This is a genomic window from Mycetocola manganoxydans (assembly GCF_003667545.1).
In the GTDB taxonomy this organism is placed as follows: domain Bacteria; phylum Actinomycetota; class Actinomycetes; order Actinomycetales; family Microbacteriaceae; genus Mycetocola_A; species Mycetocola_A manganoxydans.
The window spans coordinates 47,219-64,165 of record NZ_RCUV01000006.1 but is presented as its reverse complement, the minus strand read 5'-3'; the positions used below and the strand labels follow the sequence as shown (position 1 = coordinate 64,165).

15 protein-coding genes are annotated in these 16,947 nt (G+C 64.6%); all 15 read right to left on the bottom strand.

The genetic code is table 11. The annotated features are described in order from the left end of the window. Window positions 1-5: 5 nt before the first annotated feature. The 15 genes from D9V29_RS05840 to D9V29_RS05770 all read right to left on the bottom strand — a co-directional run bounded on the left by D9V29_RS05840 (window position 6) and on the right by D9V29_RS05770 (window position 16,945). Window positions 6-332: a flagellar protein FlgN gene (locus tag D9V29_RS05840; RefSeq protein ID WP_121672403.1), complete on the bottom strand. Its 327-nt coding sequence runs from the start codon at window positions 330-332 to the stop codon at window positions 6-8. A gap of 98 nt (window positions 333-430) precedes the next feature. Further along, window positions 431-718, bottom strand: a complete 288-nt coding sequence (locus D9V29_RS05835) for a WXG100 family type VII secretion target (protein WP_121672402.1) — start codon at window positions 716-718, stop codon at window positions 431-433. Between the two features lie 77 nt (window positions 719-795). Further along, entirely contained in the window at window positions 796-1,422 is a 627-nt protein-coding gene (locus D9V29_RS05830; protein WP_121672401.1) for a hypothetical protein, read from the bottom strand. A gap of 8 nt (window positions 1,423-1,430) precedes the next feature. Next, entirely contained in the window at window positions 1,431-2,027 is a 597-nt protein-coding gene (locus D9V29_RS05825) for a hypothetical protein (RefSeq protein ID WP_121672400.1), read from the bottom strand. Next, window positions 2,024-2,560 carry a hypothetical protein gene (locus tag D9V29_RS05820; RefSeq protein WP_147436226.1) on the bottom strand — a complete coding sequence of 179 codons (537 nt, stop codon included), beginning with the start codon at window positions 2,558-2,560 and terminating at the stop codon, window positions 2,024-2,026. The genes D9V29_RS05825 and D9V29_RS05820 overlap by 4 nt, the downstream gene beginning before the upstream one ends. Before the next feature lie 26 nt (window positions 2,561-2,586). Further along, window positions 2,587-3,855: a hypothetical protein gene (locus tag D9V29_RS05815; RefSeq protein WP_121672398.1), complete on the bottom strand. Its 1,269-nt coding sequence runs from the start codon at window positions 3,853-3,855 to the stop codon at window positions 2,587-2,589. Between the two features lie 3 nt (window positions 3,856-3,858). Next, the gene (locus tag D9V29_RS05810) at window positions 3,859-4,173 is read right to left on the bottom strand and encodes a flagellar protein FlgN (protein WP_121672594.1); all 315 of its coding nucleotides are present in this window, start codon (window positions 4,171-4,173) and stop codon (window positions 3,859-3,861) included. A gap of 92 nt (window positions 4,174-4,265) precedes the next feature. Beyond that, window positions 4,266-8,774 (bottom strand): type VII secretion EssC family protein, encoded by a 4,509-nt coding sequence (locus D9V29_RS05805; RefSeq protein WP_121672397.1) that lies wholly within the window; start codon window positions 8,772-8,774, stop codon window positions 4,266-4,268. A 37-nt stretch (window positions 8,775-8,811) separates the two neighbouring features. Beyond that, the gene (locus D9V29_RS05800) at window positions 8,812-10,146 is read right to left on the bottom strand and encodes an RDD family protein (RefSeq protein ID WP_183084928.1); all 1,335 of its coding nucleotides are present in this window, start codon (window positions 10,144-10,146) and stop codon (window positions 8,812-8,814) included. Between the two features lie 158 nt (window positions 10,147-10,304). After that, window positions 10,305-11,414: a hypothetical protein gene (locus D9V29_RS05795; protein WP_121672395.1), complete on the bottom strand. Its 1,110-nt coding sequence runs from the start codon at window positions 11,412-11,414 to the stop codon at window positions 10,305-10,307. Window positions 11,415-11,531: 117 nt separating this feature from the next. Next, on the bottom strand, window positions 11,532-12,317 hold the full coding sequence (locus D9V29_RS05790; protein WP_121672394.1) for an amino acid ABC transporter ATP-binding protein: 786 nt from the start codon (window positions 12,315-12,317) through the stop codon (window positions 11,532-11,534). Next, on the bottom strand, window positions 12,304-13,020 hold the full coding sequence (locus tag D9V29_RS05785) for an amino acid ABC transporter permease (protein WP_121672393.1): 717 nt from the start codon (window positions 13,018-13,020) through the stop codon (window positions 12,304-12,306). The genes D9V29_RS05790 and D9V29_RS05785 overlap by 14 nt, the downstream gene beginning before the upstream one ends. Window positions 13,021-13,044: 24 nt before the next feature. Then, the gene (locus tag D9V29_RS05780) at window positions 13,045-13,860 is read right to left on the bottom strand and encodes an amino acid ABC transporter substrate-binding protein (protein ID WP_121672392.1); all 816 of its coding nucleotides are present in this window, start codon (window positions 13,858-13,860) and stop codon (window positions 13,045-13,047) included. Between the two features lie 302 nt (window positions 13,861-14,162). Next, complete coding sequence (locus D9V29_RS05775) at window positions 14,163-16,067, bottom strand: DUF222 domain-containing protein (protein WP_121672391.1); 1,905 nt, start codon at window positions 16,065-16,067, stop codon at window positions 14,163-14,165. A 194-nt stretch (window positions 16,068-16,261) separates the two neighbouring features. Further along, complete coding sequence (locus D9V29_RS05770) at window positions 16,262-16,945, bottom strand: hypothetical protein (protein WP_121672390.1); 684 nt, start codon at window positions 16,943-16,945, stop codon at window positions 16,262-16,264. Between the last annotated feature and the right edge of the window lie 2 nt (window positions 16,946-16,947).

The window sequence follows — 16,947 nt, the reverse complement described above, 5'->3', positions numbered from 1 at the left end:
GCGTTCTATCGGGTGGGCAGGAAGTCGCCGGTGTATTCGCTCACCGTGAGTTGTTGAGCCGCTTCCGCGTCGAACTCCTGCCATCCGGAGCAGGTGCTCTCCACCGCGGACTGGATGCCAGTGAGCTTCTCGATGAGAGCGCTGCGGCGGTCGTCCCAGCCGCCTTCGAAATCGTGTGTCTTGTCGCGGAGGCCGGATCTGCCGTCCGGCCGGTCGATCATGTCCTGGAGTGCGTTGGTGCGCTCCGCGGCGTCGGTGAACTCAACGATGATCTGCTTAAGCGAGCCGTTCAACCGGTTGAGGTGATCGACTTTGATGTACACGTCGGGCATGGCGGCTTCCTATACGACGGTGTGGCGCGGAGAAGAGGTGTGGAGAGACCAATGGGGAGGCGCATTCGCGCCTCCCCATTGAAAGTGAAGGGTTGCTACTACATGCCGGCGAGCGACGAGTCCGTGTCCTTGATCGCCTGCTGCATCTTGCGGAGCGACTCACCCATGTCGCGGATGCCGTCGATGGCAGTCTCGAGACCGTTGGTGAGCTCGGTGTAGCCCTCGCCGAACTTGCCGGAAGCGTGCTCGGTCTTGAAGTCGTCGCCGAGGAGCGTGTCTACGCCCTGCTTGAGCGTGGTGAGAATTCCGGAGATGTCCTCGCGGCCCTGTTCGAGCTTGCCCGCCATGCTTTCCATCTCGCCGTATGTCGCTTTGAAGTCAGCCATGATCGACCTTTCCTGTTTCGGTTACGGCCCCCAGCGGACCTCGTAGCACTCACGTTACTGAAGGCCGGACGAATTGCTCAATGGGGAGAAGTCCCCACCTCCATGTTGCCCAGTTCGGCGCTCGTTCCAATGCGGATTGATGCGAAGAGATCGGCGAGGTGGCTTTCCATCGCGCCGAGTACTGCGAGGTCGGTGCCGGTGACGTCGAGCATGACGATGATCCCCTTGGACTCACCGATGAATCGCATGTGCCCGACGGGAACCTCCCCGTAACCGTCCTGCGGGACCACCGAGAGCAGGATGACCCTCGCGGCATCCTCGAAACCGTCGAAGGAGACGCGGTCGGCGCGTTGTGGTTCGGGTTCACCTCGTCCGCCTGCGGCGATCTCGGTCAGTGTCAGGTCGTCCACCGCCTGCCGGGTGGTGGCGTACAGATGGGCGATATGCATCACACCGCCGCCGACCGGGAAGTACCAGAACCGTCCTTCGGCTTCGGGGAGCGGCGAGTCGCTCTGCGCGATCGTCAGTGCGAGGTCCTGCAGTTCCTGTGCCAGGCCCTCCGGAACCTCCATCCCATCCAGGAGCCGCTCGGTCGTGACGCGTGCCCACTGGGTAGCGTCCGTCCAGGGCTCTGATGGGAACGCGAGGGGCACCGGGATCCATAGCGTCGGATCCAGATCGACGGAGTAGCCGATGTCGTTCACGGAGGGTCTCATTTCCATCGGAAGGTCTCGGCAATCGAGTCGGAGAGGACGGTGAGGTTCTCGAGCATCTGCTCGGTGACCTCGGAATCGAGGTGGAGGATGCTCGTGGCGATGAGCATCCCGCGTGTGGGTTGCTTCCCGGGGACGGGGTACAGATAGGAGATGGAGCGAGCGTACGCCCCCTGTTCACCGTTGACGGAGGCCTGGGTCTCGACCCAGCGGTACACCCGGCCGAACGGCAGATCGGTGGCTTCCACCGGCCCGCCGGCACGTGAGCGGATGTCAGCGTCGATGGTCTTCCCTGCGGTGACGGTGTACGGCACGGCGATGATCGTCATCGGTACGGGAACCTCGGTGTCTTCGGTCGGCATGTACAGCGCGACCGCTCCCATGCGGGTCATCGCCGTCCACTGCCGGTTGACCATGAAGGTCAGTTTCACTTCGACGTCAGGACGCCCCGCTTGCTTGAAACGTGACCGGATGCTGTCGGTCAGCTGTTTCCGTCCGCTCTCGTTCGGCTGGTGTTGCGTCCAGCCGGGAGGAAGGAGAACCCGGAAGCTGGACGGTGGCGCCGGCTGCCGGAGTTCGTCTGCGAGTGACGTCATGAGGCGCCTTTCTGGAGTCGGCGGTGTTCGGCGTTGTACCGGGGAGCCACCATGGCGAATCGGATCCCGAGGATGATCAGGGTCACCGGCTGCAGCACGGCACCCCACCAGTGCTGCCCGAGGCCGAGTTGGGGGTAGGCGTCATCGAAAGGCGCACCTCCCGGATCCGGGTACATCCGCGACATCCCGACGGGCAGCAGGATGAAGAAGATGACGGTCGCGAACAGCAGGAAGAGCAGTTCAGGCGCCTGGACCCAGGTCACCGGCCCGGCGAGTATTGCGGCGCCGACGACGGGAAGCACGCACAGTGAGATGACCACCCACGCCGGTATTGACACGATCGGCCAGGGCGCGACGGCATCCCATTTGACGTCATCCGTCGGGCCGAACTGCCCGCCCGCGAGCATCGCGGTTCCGAACCACACGAGCACGACGATGAGCATCCCGAACGCGCCGGCCATGAATATGCCACGGCCAACGAGATACCGGCGGGGAACGTCGGAGGGTACCGCGAGCGGATTGAACGGAATCATCAGGTCAGACTAACGCGCGGCGCGCGTCAGCCGAACTTGGGCAGGAACCCGAACGTCGACCCCACCGAGGCGGTCGTTCCGGTTCCCCACAGCGCGGTTTGCGCCGCCTGGAACCCGAGTCCGCGGCTCGCGAGCCCCTGCTGCTGCAGGATCCACGTGTGAACGCCGGTGTACTGCGACGGCACGTTCCTGCCCATGTTGGCCAGGAAGTTCTGGATGCGGACGGTATCGGTCGATCCGGTCACGATGGAACGGGCCGGGTTGACCAGCCAGCCGGGTTTCTGGGTTCCCGCCCGGGCGATACCCCGTGCCGTCGACCAGTTGCCGATGTTCCTGAACGGCGTGAACCAACGGGCGCGCGGCAGTGTTGCGCGTGCGGCCTGGTACAGCGTGCTCCGCCCGGCTGAGAAGACACGCCCGAACGTCGCCCCCTTGGAGGCAATCTTGGCGAGGGCGCCTCCCGCTCCGAAGGTGACGAGGCCGATGGCACTCCACACCACGTTGTCCCACGTGGTGTGACCGGTCATCGCGCTTGCCAGCGTCCCGACGAAATGAATGACGCTCATGACGGCGATCAGACCCATGAGCAAGAGAGCGAACGGCCCCGAGACGAAGAGCGCGACGATGGCCAGCACCATGATGACGGCACCGAGTACCGCGAGGAAGTCGTTGAGGTTCTCCCAGAAGCCGTCGTTGTTCCCGGCGGTCTCCATCGCTTTCTCCAGGTTGGCGACGGCGTCGTCGTAGCCGTCGGACCACGTGGTGAATGTCGTCTCGAATTCGGTCCAGAGGGTATCGCGGTCGGTCTTCGCTGTCGTGAGCGCGCCTGTGGCGGCTCCGAGTGCTTCCGCAGCGTTCTCCCGGTCGGCAGGGGTCGGCTCTTCTTCCCAGATCCAGGTGCGGTCGAGGTCGTCGGCAGCGCTCTGCGCTTCGCTCTTCGCGTCGAGCGCGTTCTGGTAGGTCTCCTCGGCTGCGGTGATCGTTTCGATTCTCGGGTGAATCCAGTTCTGGGCAGTCTCGAGCACGCCCGCGTAGGTGACGAGGACGTCACCGGTGAGCTCATATCGAACTCCGGCCTTGTCGAGGTCCTCGTGGGTTTCGCTCGCGGCTTCGGCGAGCTTGTCGGTTCCGAGGCTCTTGTGCAAACTCGAGTCGGCGATGTCCTTGAGCGCTTCGGCCGTGGACGCCATCTGCTGCCCGAGTGTGACGAGGTCGTTTCCGCGTTTGTCGATGTCGCCGGCGTTGCCTTCAAGCCGCCGGAGTTGATAACCCTTGGTCGGAGATGTCAGTGCCATTCGTTACCTCACCTGCGAGTGGACGGTGGTCGGAGTTGCTGAGCTGAGGCTCGCTGCGGCTTCGGTGTCCATCGTTTCCCAGCCGTCGATGATCCCCTGCAGGTGTTCCTGAATCTTCGTGAGGTTCTCGAGAAGCGCTTCACGCTTGTCATTCCACGAGCTTTCGAAGTCGCTCGCCTTGTCGCGCAGGGACCCGCGGTCGTCCGGACGGTCGATGCTGTTCTCGAGATCGTCGTTGTTTTTCGCCGCGTTCTCGAATTCCGTGATCGCGGCCTTCAGACCCTCGTTCGCGGTGCGGAGCCGCTCGCGGTCAAGCATGATGTCAGGCAATTCATCCCCCGTTCCAATTTCGGCTTCAGCTTATCGATGGGCCGTCACGCTCGCGATGGGGACTCCTCCCCATCCGGACGCTACTTCTCGGGCACGAGCGGCATCTGAACGGTGACTGCCCGACCATTTTCGACGAACAGACCACGGCCCTCGGGAAATTCGTGGCGCTGCACCCGTGGGAACGGAACCTTGAACAGGGAGTCACCGTCGTAGGTGTCCGGTTTGAGCACGATTCCGCGCCTGCCCCCCTTGAAGTCACCGATGAAGCCGTAACCGGAGCCGAGCTGGGTCACATCGCCGTCTCCCATCAGGAAGTGGTCGCTGCGGTTGAGCGCCTGGAACATCTCCTTGAGCGGCCGTTCGGCGTCTGAATCGGCGAACTCGGTGACGTTCTCGAGCACGATGACGATCCGTCCTGGGATCGTTTCGTCCGGGATGATTCCGGTGAGTTCCTTGGCGAGTGCGCGAACGTCCTCGACGGAGGCCGCCGACCGCACCCAGGGTCGGAAGTTCCGCAGCACGGCTCGTCTGCCGCCGATGTGGAAGAACTTCGCTTCGGGGTCGAGGCGCGCCATCGCGAGGATGAGCGCGCGCAGGGCGTTCGATTTTCCACTCTGGGGCGGACCGGCGACGACGAATGTCCCGATCGGTTCGAACCCTTTGGGTCCGAGCACGTCATCGGAGATTCCGATGACCGGGAGGCCGTCGACGGAGTCCGGCAGATCGGTGACCGAGAGCGCGGTCGGCAGCGCGCCGATCTCCCCCACGTCGACCGCACCACGGGCACGGAGCTGGTCGGCGAAATCGTGGAGTGCCGCGGTCTGCTTGGCGACGTTCGATGTGCCGCCCATCACCGCGAGTTGCGTCTCGAAGCCATCGACGATGGCTCGACCTGGCGCGCTGCGCTCGTTGAGGACGTCCTTCGGTGCTCCGAGAATCGAGTAGCTGTTGTCGTCGGACAACCGCAGCACGATGCGCTTCGACACGTTGGCGCTCACCGCGGTGGGAACAGAGCCGTATCGGTCGGCGGATGCCACGGCGTGGATCCCGAGCGGACGGCCTTCGCCGAGGATGCGCATGAAGATGTTGTAGTACGGCGAACGGGCGCTGGTGGTTTCCCACTCCTGCTTGAAGGTGCCGAAGCCGTCGATGAGCAGGAGCACCCGTGGCTCCGCTGCGCGCCCGCTCAGCTCGCGGTACTCGGTCAAACTCGCCGCGTTGACCTCCGAGTACCGTTTCGCCCGGTCGTCGAGCATCGCCCGCAGGTTGCGCAGAAGCCGCTGCACCCGTTCGGCGTCATCACCGGAGACGATCGAGCCGACGTGAGGCAGCACTTCCACCGAACGGAGTGACCCGGTGCCGAAGTCGATGCCGTACACCTGCGCTCCTCCGGACTCGGGGTGAGCGCCGATCGCCGTCGCGATCGAGCGCAGCGCGGCCGACTTGCCCGCCCCGCCCGTGCCGTAGAGGAGCATGTGCCCGTCGGTATCCGGTTCGAAGAACACCGGTTCCTGGAGCTGGCGTTCGGGGATGTCGGCGAGGCCGAGAGGGATCCGGCTGTCGCCGACGAGCGGCAACTCGCGGAGGTCGACCTCCACCCGCAGGTCGTCGAGCCAGGGCCGTCTGGGCGCGGGGATCCTCGCCTGTTTCGTGGCCTCGACCAGGTTCTTCACGATGCGCTTCTGATCGTTCGGACCGAGGTCTTCGGTGTGGGAATCCGACTCGGGCCCGGCATCCGTCTCCCACACCACGATGGAGCCGAAGCGGAGCTCCGCGATGCGGACCTGCGCTTCGTCCGGTTCGTCGCTTGTCCAGCCGCCGGCGTAGCCGGACTGGAAAGGCACGAGGCGGCCGGGGCCGGTCTTGGCGATACCGCGACCGGGGATGGACGGGTCGAAGGTCCCGGCGATCGGGTCGCCGACGACGTCGTTCGAGTCGGAAACATCGGCCATCCGCAGCGCCACCCGCAGGTTGGTGTTCGCACGCAGGTTGTCCTTGATCACCCCGGCGGGTCGCTGTGTCGCCATGATGAGGTGGATGCCGAGCGAACGGCCGCGCTGTGCAATGTCGACGACGCCGTCGACGAACTCGGGAACCTCGCCTGCGAGCGCGGCGAACTCGTCGATGACGAGCACGAGGGCGGGCGGGGTTTCCGGATCCCGACGCTTCTCGAGTTCGAGAAGATCCTTGGCTTTCTTGCGGTTGAACAGATGTTCGCGATGGTGGAGTTCCGCCCGGAGGCTGGTCAACGCGCGGCGCACGAGGTGCGGGCTGAGGTCGGTGACGAGGCCGACGCAATGCGGAAGCTCGACACAGTCCGCGAACGCGGACCCGCCCTTGTAGTCGACGAAGAGAAAGGTCACCCGGTCGGGGCTGTATTCCGCAGCCATCCCGAGTACCCATGCCTGCAGGAACTCGGATTTACCCGAGCCGGTTGTTCCACCGACGAGAGCGTGCGGTCCCTGCGTTCGCAGATCGAGCGACATGGCATCCGGACTGGCCTGCCCGATGTACGCCTTGAGGGTCCCCGCCCGCTTGAGCCGACCGAGCTGCGCACCGGAGCGGTCGATGATGGAATTGTTCTGCTCCCAGCGTTCGAGTGCCGCGGCTGGCTGGGTGGCGAGGTCGGAACCGACGAGCTTGAGCAGCGAGACGCTGCGCGGGAGGTCGCTCGAGTCAGCGGTGACGGTGCTGGAGTCGACGACGGGAGCGAGTCGCTTGGCGAACAGGTGCGCGTAAGCGTTGGACACGCCCTCGACCGTGACATCCGTGTAGTCCTCACCCGCACGCACATAGCCGACGCGGGCAGCGTCGAGCCCGGCGGTCGCGTCGACGAAGGTGCGGCACGCGGCCGGAAGCGACTCGACGGTCGGGCCGACGAAGATCGTGTAGATGCCGGCGTCTGGTCCGCGCTCGATCACCTGGGTGAGCCGTGGCCGGTCGACGGGAGCGTCGCTCGAGACGATGAGCAACAGCGCGACGTCGCCTTCGAGCGCTCCGCTGCCGGCTCCGGTCTCGCCGACTCGTGAGCCGAGCACCATCGACGTCTCGCTGTCGCGGAGGGGTCCGAGCCGCGTCGGGGTTCCGGAGAGCCGGCCGAGGATCGCTTCTTCCAGTCCGTTCAGCAGCGCGGTCCCTGCTGACTGGCTGTCGGCGAGTGACATCTCGGCGAATGGTGACTTCGGGCTCGTGGTGTGCGGCAGCCATTTCATCCACTCGAGCTCGCTCGTCCACGATGGGTCGACGATGGCGGCGGTGACGAGTTCGTTGGGGGCATGCAATCCGAACAGTTGCACACCAAAACCGCGGAGGATGTCCGCGGCGACTTCACGGGACCCGGCGATTCCGATCGCACCGGCACTCGGCAGCAACTCGACGACGGGGACGTCGTCGACCCACTCGTAGCTCGATGTCAGTTCTTCGACACGCCTCGAGTACTCGGGAATCCCGGCGTCGTTCGCACCGTTGGCGACGCTGTTTCGACTCTTGGCACGGCCGACACCGAGCCGGATCGAGAGGAAGTTCCAGTGTTCCGGACGTCGCGTCCACAGCATCCCGCCGAGTCGCATTGCCTGTTCATAGACGGTAGCGGTTGCGGGTGCCTCGGCGTGTCTCCGCTCCTTCTCGACGGCGACCTGGCCGACGAGGTCGTCCTCGAGCTTCTCGATCTGCTGCTCGAAGGTGTCGATTTCTCGCTTGAGTTTCTTGCCGCTCTGCGCGCGCTGCCCGACGAAGTTGCCGAGCATCATAAGTGGCGACATGAAGACGAGAAGCAGAGCGGTCGGTCGCTCGAAGATGAAGAACATCGCGAAACCGAGAATGGCGGGAGCGACCACCATCGGCCACGGGAACATCCGCGGATCGGCTTCCGACGGCACCTTCGGGTGCGGATACTCGACTCCCGGGTATCGCACTTCGACCCTGGGCGAACGGTTGAACATCAGACCGCCACCACGCTCGAGGACCACGTCGGAGCCGGAGAGCGCAGCACCGACCGGGGTGATGCTGATCTCACTGTCACCGAGGATGATGCGCTGGCCGGGGATCACTTTCACCCGCTGTACGAGTCCCCCGTCAACGAGAACGCCGTTGGCGGAGTTGAGGTCGACGAGTTCGAGTCCGCCGGAGACTTCGAGGCGGGAGTGTCTCTTGGAGACGAGCGGATCGTTGAGGATGATGTCCGCGTCGGCTCCACGACCGATGGTGCTGTGCCCCTGCGGCACATGGAAGTCCTTGCCGGCGTCCGGGCCCGAGTGAACCCTGACGACCGCGGCAACGGGACTCGACTCGAGATCCTGGGCGCTTCGACGCGCACTCGATCCCAGGGAGATGACGGATGCCTGGAACCCGGACCCGAGCGGAGCCTCACCGATGAGCACGTCAGGGTGCAGCGGCACCATCGTTGTCGACGTGGGAGGAGCGACCGAGAGGGTGAGCATGTGCTCGCCGGGGCGGGAAAGGTGGGAGGTCAGCGGGTCGGTCTCAGCGATGGACCTGGCGATGTCCTGCACGGTGGCGGTGGAGTCTGCGGTGATGATGATGTCGACCGCTGTGCCGGAATCGCGCTGGAGCGTGAGCTTGACCTTCATTCGCCATCTTTCTTCGAGTGCTGTCGGGCGCGGGGAGTCATGAGGTGGACGAGAGTTCCACGGTGAAGCGGCGACCGCCGATCAGAACGGCGGTTCCCGGTGCGAGGTGCAGGCGCTGACCGACGGCGAGGTCGACGGGGTCTCCAGACGGCGGAATCACCGTCGTACCGTTGCTCGAATTGCGATCTGACACCCAGAAACCCTGCTCATCGAACCCGAAACTGGCGTGCGTCTTCGAAATCTGGAGCGTCGCATCCGCCACGGGGATGAGGTGGTCGATGTGCTCGCCCGGGCGCGGGTCCGGGTTACGGCCGAGCAAGCCGGAACCGTGGACGGGCACGCGGATGCCATCGTCGAATCGGAGTTCAGCAGAGAAGCTTCCCCGTGCGGGGGCGGCGGCCGGTACGGCGCGTGCAGGTGACTCGGCCAGAGGTGTCGACGCAGGTGGTGTCGACGCAGTCGGTACCGGGTGCGCGGACTCGGTCACGCGCGATGTCGGCACGGGGGAAGCGGGCGCAGCGGGGGGAACGGCCGTTGAACTGGCTGGCGGCGGCGAGCCCGGCGCCTCCGGGCTGCCGATGACCGGCGCTTCCCAGGGTTCGAGCGGCGCCAGCGGAACACTGGGCTCGCGGGAGGCATGGGCGGCGATCACGCCAGAGCTCGAGCGTGCACTCGGGACGAAGTCGACGTCAGCCGCATGCCCCGCCCGTGTTGCCAGGGATGGAAGAGGTGCCAGATCAGCGACCGGGGTGGATGTTGCGGCCTTGCGCGCGAGGCGCAGCGCCTTGGCGTCGGTCGGATCCAATCCCTTTTTGGTGTCGATCATCCACGCTCCGACGAAGCGGTCGTGCCAGCCGCGACCACGCCCTTGCGGGTCCCAGACCGGGGAGATCAGGAAGACCACGGCACCGAGGAACGGCACGACGACCGCGGCGAGATACATCACGAGTGCGCGGGCGACGATGCGCCAGAAACCCGGCTTGGCGAAGGTGGTCACCCGCACGGTGCGGAGTTTGAAGATCATCTTGCCGAAAGTGACACCGCGGATGCCGTGCATGATCAGCTGTACAAGACCGAGGACGGTCAGAAGACCCTGGCTGACGACGTAGAAGATGATCGCCGTGCCGAAAGCGTCGTTTCGCACGATCGCCGACAACGCGTCTGGGTCGGGGCGGATGTCTCCCCACAGCGGCATCGTGCCGAAAATTCCGATCGAAGCGATCGTCAGCCACAGGATCGCATCGAAAGCGAAAGCGAGTGAACGGCGCCCCTTCCCAGCCGCGAGCAACCCCAGCTCGCGAGCGTACTCCGAATCCGGTTTACCGTCGGGGAGGAACCCAGGCTCGAGGGAGGCGTCGCGGGAGACGGTCACAGTCGCTCCTTGGGTCTGACCGCGCAAAGCAGGGCCGTAGGCAGTGGTGGCCTGAAGCGGCCGATCGTCGAGAGCGGGCATCCGCTCGGCCTTCAGCTTAGCCAAGCGACCTCGAATGCGCGGCGGGGAGAACTACCCATCCTCCGCCACGCACCTCATTACGAGGCGAGGACGGGACCCTGGTCGAGGATGCGCTGGTACTCGCGCTGAGCTTCGGCGTTGCGCTCCCTGACCTTGCGTCCGCGGGAGGCAACCCAGGCGCCGAACCAGATCGGAACCTCGCGGGCGATGACGAAGGAGATGACTGCTGCCGGCGAGAGCAGGGCACGCTGCACGACCCCTCCGACCTGGCTTGGAGCGATCTCGGCTGCCTGTTCGATCAGGACGCCGCCGAGGTACGAGCCGTAGACGATCGCGGCGACCACGAAACCACCGAGAACGTACGCCCACCAGCCGCCACGGTTGACCACCGAGACGAGGAGCACCATGCCGAGGAAGAAGAAGATGACCGGGATCCAGAACGGAGCCTGGACGAGAACGTCTCCGACGATATCGACGTTTCCCAGGTTGACGAGAAGCAGCAGCGCGAGGACGGCGGCGTAGAGAACGGCGAAGACGACGGTCGCGAGAAGCGACACGAGGATGCCGAAACCGCGGTTCCCCTTGGGCTTCGGTTCGCTCGGCGCCTGGACGTAGACCGGCTGCCGCATCGGCGCCGGTGGCGCCTGCGGTTCTGGCGCTCGCTCGGGCTCGGATGTCTGGCGCTCTCCTGCCGCCGGGGCAGGCACGACGGGAGCGCTCGAGTCGGAGTACACGGCCCTGTCGGCCTCTTCGGCACGGACCTGTTCTTCGCGCAGGTCGGCCTGCGTGAGGACCGTCGGCTCGGAAGACGAGACGACATGGGTGTCTGCGGGCTCAGAGTATGCCTCGTCGGCGATCTCTGGCACGTGGTGGTGCTCGGCTGAAGCGCTGTCGGTGTCGGCGGTCGCGTCGGAGAAGACCGGTTCGGCGGGCGCGCGGTCAGGGGCCGTGTCCTCGGCGGGAACGGAGTCGCGGAACGCGTCGGGGTCGAATTCCTCGGAGACGGGAGCGGCGGCATCCGTACGCGAGTCATCGGATGGTGCGTACTCGTCAGCCGGGATCGCCGGGGCGAGTGGGGCGTCATACTCGCGAGTGGTGTTCTGCGAGGAGTCCTCGTTCGCGGCGGGATTCGTCGGCTCGGTGCCGTCGATGTGCTCTTCGCCAGGGCCGGGGGTGGTGTTGCTCATGGTGACACTCCTCGTCGATTGAGGCCTGGTCCGGCCCCGTTCGAGTCACGATACCGGCGAGCGCTCGCATTTCTGCGCAAGCTGGCGGCGCGTGAGCCGACCGTTTCCGGCGGGTGTTCAGTCGAGGGGCGAGAGGATCCGGCGCAGGAACTGCTTGGTGCGTTCCTGCTTCGGCGCGGTGAAGATGTCACGCGGGGCGCCGCGTTCGACGATGACGCCACCGTCCATGAAGAGCACTTCGTCAGCGACCTGGCGAGCGAAGGCGAGCTCGTGGGTGACGACGACCATGGTCCAGCCTTCGTCGGCGAGTTCCTTCATCACGGCGAGCACTTCTCCGACGAGTTCGGGGTCGAGCGCGCTTGTCGGCTCGTCGAAGAGCAGTAGCTGCGGTTTGAGCGCGAGCGCGCGGACGATCCCGACTCGCTGTGCCTGTCCGCCGGAGAGCTGGAAGGGGTAGGCGTCGCGTTTTTCAGCGAGACCGACGCGACCGAGCAGCTCGACGGCATCCGCTGTCGCGTCCTTCTTGCTGATGCCCTTGACCTGGACCGGGCCCTCGATGATGTTCTCGAGCACGGTCATGTGCGGGAACAGGTTGTTGTGCTGGAACACCATCGCGGTGCGGTCGCGCAGGGCGAGGATGTCTTTGCGCGGCGGATTCGCGGCGTAATCGACGCGGATGCCGTCCGTCGCGGTGACAACACCGGCATCCGGAATCTCGAGACCGTTGATCGAGCGCAGAACCGTCGTCTTGCCGGAGCCCGACGGCCCGATCAGCACGAGGACCTTGCCCGGGTCGACGGACAGGTCGATGCCGCGGAGGACTTCATGGTCGCCGAAGGCCTTGTGCAGGCCGGTCACGCTGAGGAGTGGTTCGGTTGTTGCGTGCGGGTCAGTGGGCGACATAGCGGTCCAGCCTCTTCTCGATGACGCTCTGTCCTGAGGACAGGACGAGGCAGATGATCCAGTAGATCAGGGCAGCCTCGATGTAGACGAGCATGAATTCACTCGAGAACGCTGCGATCTTCTGCGCCTGTTTGAACATTTCGGTCACGAGGATGAGCGACGCGAGTGAGGTGTCCTTGACGAGGCTGATGAACGTGTTCGACAGCGGAGGAACGGAGACACGTGCGGCCTGAGGCAGGATGATGCGGCTAAGAGCCCGTGTTCGTGACATTCCGATCGTGTACGCGGCTTCCCACTGGCCCTTGGGTACCGAGAGGATCGCCGCTCGGATGACTTCGGCGGCGTAACCGCCGACGTTGAGGGAGAACGCGATGATCGCGCTGGGCCATGGGTCGAGTTTGACGCCGATCGATGGCAGGCCGTAGAAGATCACGAAAAGCTGAACGAGCAGCGGCGTTCCGCGGATCACGGACACGTACGCACGCGCGATACCGGACACGATCCTGTTGCGTGAGAGCCGCATCAGGGCGACGACGAGCGCAAGCACGAGCCCGAGCGCGAACGAACTCAGTGCGAGCGGGATCGTGCCCATGATCGCGCCGGAGATGAGCGGCCAGAGCGAGCTGAGGGCAAGCTCCCAATTGGTGCCTGCTCCGTCAGCCGACGCGCTCACCGCCGTCGGAAGGAGATGCCACTCGGTCATGAGGGCAGTATCTCAGCCGGAGCCCTACTTGCTGACGTCCTCACCGAAGTACTTCTCGGAAATCTCGGCGAGCGTGCCGTCTTCGCTCAGTTCGGCGAGTGCTTCGTTGATGGCTTCGGCGAGGTCGTCGCTGCCCTTCTTCAGTGCGAAGGCGCTGTGCGATGCTTCCTCGGTCTCGGCGACGACTTTGATGCCGGCATCCGGCGTGGTCTTGAGGTAGTCGAGGTAGGTCAGCTGGTCGTTGACAGTGGCGTCGACACGGCCCTGTTCGAGCAGTTCGACGGCCTGTGCCCAGCCTTCGACGGCTTCGACGGTCGCGCCGGCTTCTTCTGCGACGCCGTACCAGTTGCTCGTGTTTGACTGAGCGGTGGTTTTGCCCTCGAGGTCGTCGAGCGAGGTGATGTCGGTGTTGTCCTTGGCGACGATGAGCACACCAGGTGAGACCGTGTATGGATCGGTCAGTGTGTACTGCTCCTGCCGCTTTTCGTTGATCGAGACCTGGTTGGCGATGATGTCAAAGCGTTCTGCTTCAAGACCGGCGAAGATGCCGTCCCACTGGGTCTCCTGGAACTCGAGCTCGAGGTCGAGCTTTTCGGCAACTGCTGTGACGACGTCGATGTCGTATCCGGTCAGCTTCCCTGCACCACCCTCGTGGTAGCTGAACGGCTTGTACGTGCCTTCCGTTCCGACGACGAGCACCCCGGCTTCGGTGACACGCTCGAGCGCACTCGTCGGCGTCTCTTCTCCTCCGGTTTCGGATGCTGTCGCGCACCCGGCAAGGGTGACGGCGAGTCCGGCTGCAACGGTAGCTGCGACGATTTTGGAGAGGCGTGAAGACATAGGTGGGTTTCCTTTTTCGATCTGGAGCGTGGCATCCGGGTCGATCGGACCTCTGCGAATGCCTCAGTGAGCGTAAGCCGCCTGTGGGCACGCCCCAAACTTGGTGACGCACGGTTACGGTTCTTCTAACGCCTGGGTGTGTCTCTTTATGCCGATTCAGGCTGAATTAGGCGACCTCTTTCCTTGTCCGGGTCTGGCCGCTCCCCGGCTTGTCGAATGCCGAGCGCCTCCTCGTCGGTCGAGTAGCGACCGAGCGAAGCGAGAACGCGTATCGAGACCCCTCTCGACACGCTCCCGCTTGACTACTCGATCAGTACTCGCCGCTCCCTTTGCGGCGGCGGGTAGACGGAGCTCTCCCCCGGAACCCAAGGCTCGAGATTTCGCAGGACCTCATTGGTCGATTCCGATCGAGCACGAGCGGCAGCCCGCTCGGCGGCCTCCGCAACCTCGACCGCCTTGCGACGCAGCCGCTCCTTCTCAAGTGGCGACTTCGACGGCATCCGAATCGGTTTTCGCTCACCGTCGACTCGTGGCGGCGGAACCACGTAGTACTCACCCTCCATTCGCACGACCCGGTGCCCCGAATTGTGAACGAGATGGTGGTGGAACGGGCAGAGAAGCACCCCGGCGGCGAGGTCCGTGAGCCCGTCGTGGGCGACCCATTCGTCGATGTGGTGGGCTTCACACTGTGACGGCGGCGCCTCGCATTCTTCGATGCGACAACCGCCGTCTCGAATCGACATCGCAATTCGCTGCTTTGTCGTGAACAGTCGCTGTTCCCGACCTACATCGAGCGGCGAGCCTGACGTGTCCATCAACACCGGACGAATACCGCTGACACAGATCTGTTTCTCGACCATGCCTGTGGGAACGGCATCCTTGCCGTCTTCGAAATAGCCGGTGCCGACCGGACCATCGACATCGACATCGTCTGCGGTCCGTGTGTCCAGTTGCTCCTGAGTGATGACCAGTCGCACACCCGGCTGCCGGGAACCGAAAGTGGTCGATGGATCGGCCTGAACACCGGTGCGCAGCGCGCCCATCAGGGTGTCGTAGACGATCTGATCGTTCGTCCGCGGATCGAGCCGGAGCTTCTCAGCTCGTTCTGCCTCGATGGGATCCACCATTCGGGGACCTCCTCGGCGAGCCCGCATCGCCGCACCGACGATTGACTCCATCCACGCCGCTCCTTCGTCTTCGAAGGTCACGTACGCGGTCTTTGTTCCGTCTTCGGTACGCCCGAAGCGCCACTTTCGGTTGGCATGGCGTTCATCCCACCTCAGCTGCACACCGGCCGGATCGATGCGGTCACGGATCTGGCGCGCACGGAAGCCGAGTTCGTCAGCGTGCACGCCGGCGGCATCCGCCACGATCTCTTCGGCAGCCGCCCGCAGCGTCCCCGCGCCAACACGCTCGTTGGGCGCGCCGAGTCCGCGCATGATGATGGTCACCGCTTCGGAGCGGATGACCCCCTCACGCGCCGCACGCGTCAGCGGTTGGTGCCAGGGAACGACCGGGGCAGGGCGTACCGGCTCTCCACCGGCGTGCTCGCTTGCACCGCCGAGACGATCGGGGTCGAGCCCCTCGTCGAGCAACCGGTTCGGATCGAGCAGATCACTCCCCGACGGATCGGGCGGGAACGCGACGGGGTGAGCCGCGGCATCCGCTTCTCCCATCGCCTCACCGAGCCGCACCTGCCGAAACGCCTCTGTCTTGGTCGACCCGGTCAGCCGCTGAACGAGGTTGACGGCCGTTCGATCGCCCGTCGACTGCGCCCACCCCGCGTAACCCAACTCTCGCGTCGAGCGCTTCGCGACGACGCCGGCACCCGCGGCGATCACCTCGTCGAATTCAGACTTCACTCGAGCCGCGTCTCGCAGCAGCGCTTCGAGATCGGCGTTTGCTGCCTGATCGAGCACGATCGACAACGGTGCGGCAACCAACGAATCTTGCCCGCCCGGCAGTCCCGTCGCTTCACCGCTCGCGTTGGCAGCCAGTCCGAGCTTTGACGAATGCCCTCGAAACGACGAACCGGCACCGCTGTATTCAGCGATGCCGGTCGGTGACTCCTGGCGAGACCCGGTTTCATGACCGGGCCGGGCACCCGAGCTCGCCGCTTCAGCGGCCGCAATGGCATCTTCGTATCGAGCGAGCTGATCGCACACGCGGAGGGCGACCTCTCGAATCTGCTCGGATACTTTAGCCATGCTTCATTCTACCAAAATGTACGAATCTCAAAGGAGTTATCCACAGTGGAATTAGAAACTATTTTCACCCGAGAACACACTGCAAAACAGCACGTGACCCGCGTAATTCCCTCTTCACTGAACTGCCTATCCATAGCTCAAGTGAACACCCGACCACCGACATTCACCGGCGCCGGTTGAGCGCGAAGAACGAGCTACTTCTGAAGCAGCACGTACACATACCCGGTGACCTGAGTCGTGAAGATTCCGGGTCGCTCCTCGATCGGCATGATGGCAATCGAGGTCGCCATGAACAAACGCGGCCCATGCTGGAGTTTGTCGATGAACGACCGTGCGGCATCCCGCTCGCCCTCCACCGTGACATCCACCGGGATTGCGACGAAGTTCTCAGGAGTGATGCGCGGATCAGTGATCGTCGTCGGAACGGCAGGACCCTCCGGCGCGACCGGTTCCGCGACAGGATCAGCCTCCGGCTCAGCACTCTCCTCACCGTCGACCGGCGCCGCAACCGGCGGCACGGCCGTTGCGGGCACCGTATAGGGAATCGCCTCGGAGACCGTCAACGAAATCACCTTGGTCTTGCTGCCAGCGGCGAGGTTGTCCAGCTGCGTCAGGAAATCGGGAAGTTCACCAGCCGCGGGAATGGATGAGCGAAGACCGGCGAGTTCGGTCTTGAGCTCGTCGATCGACTCGAAGTCCTTCTTGAGCTTGACGATGGCGAGCTCGGTTGCCGTGTTCTGCGCTTCGACGGAGACACGCTGCTCGTCAGTGGATGCTTTCGCCTTCAGCTGCGGGTCCACACCAACGAACCAGCCGAGGGCGAGGATGCCGACCATCACGATGGCAGAGGCGAGGATCCAGATCTTTGTCTTGTCCATGA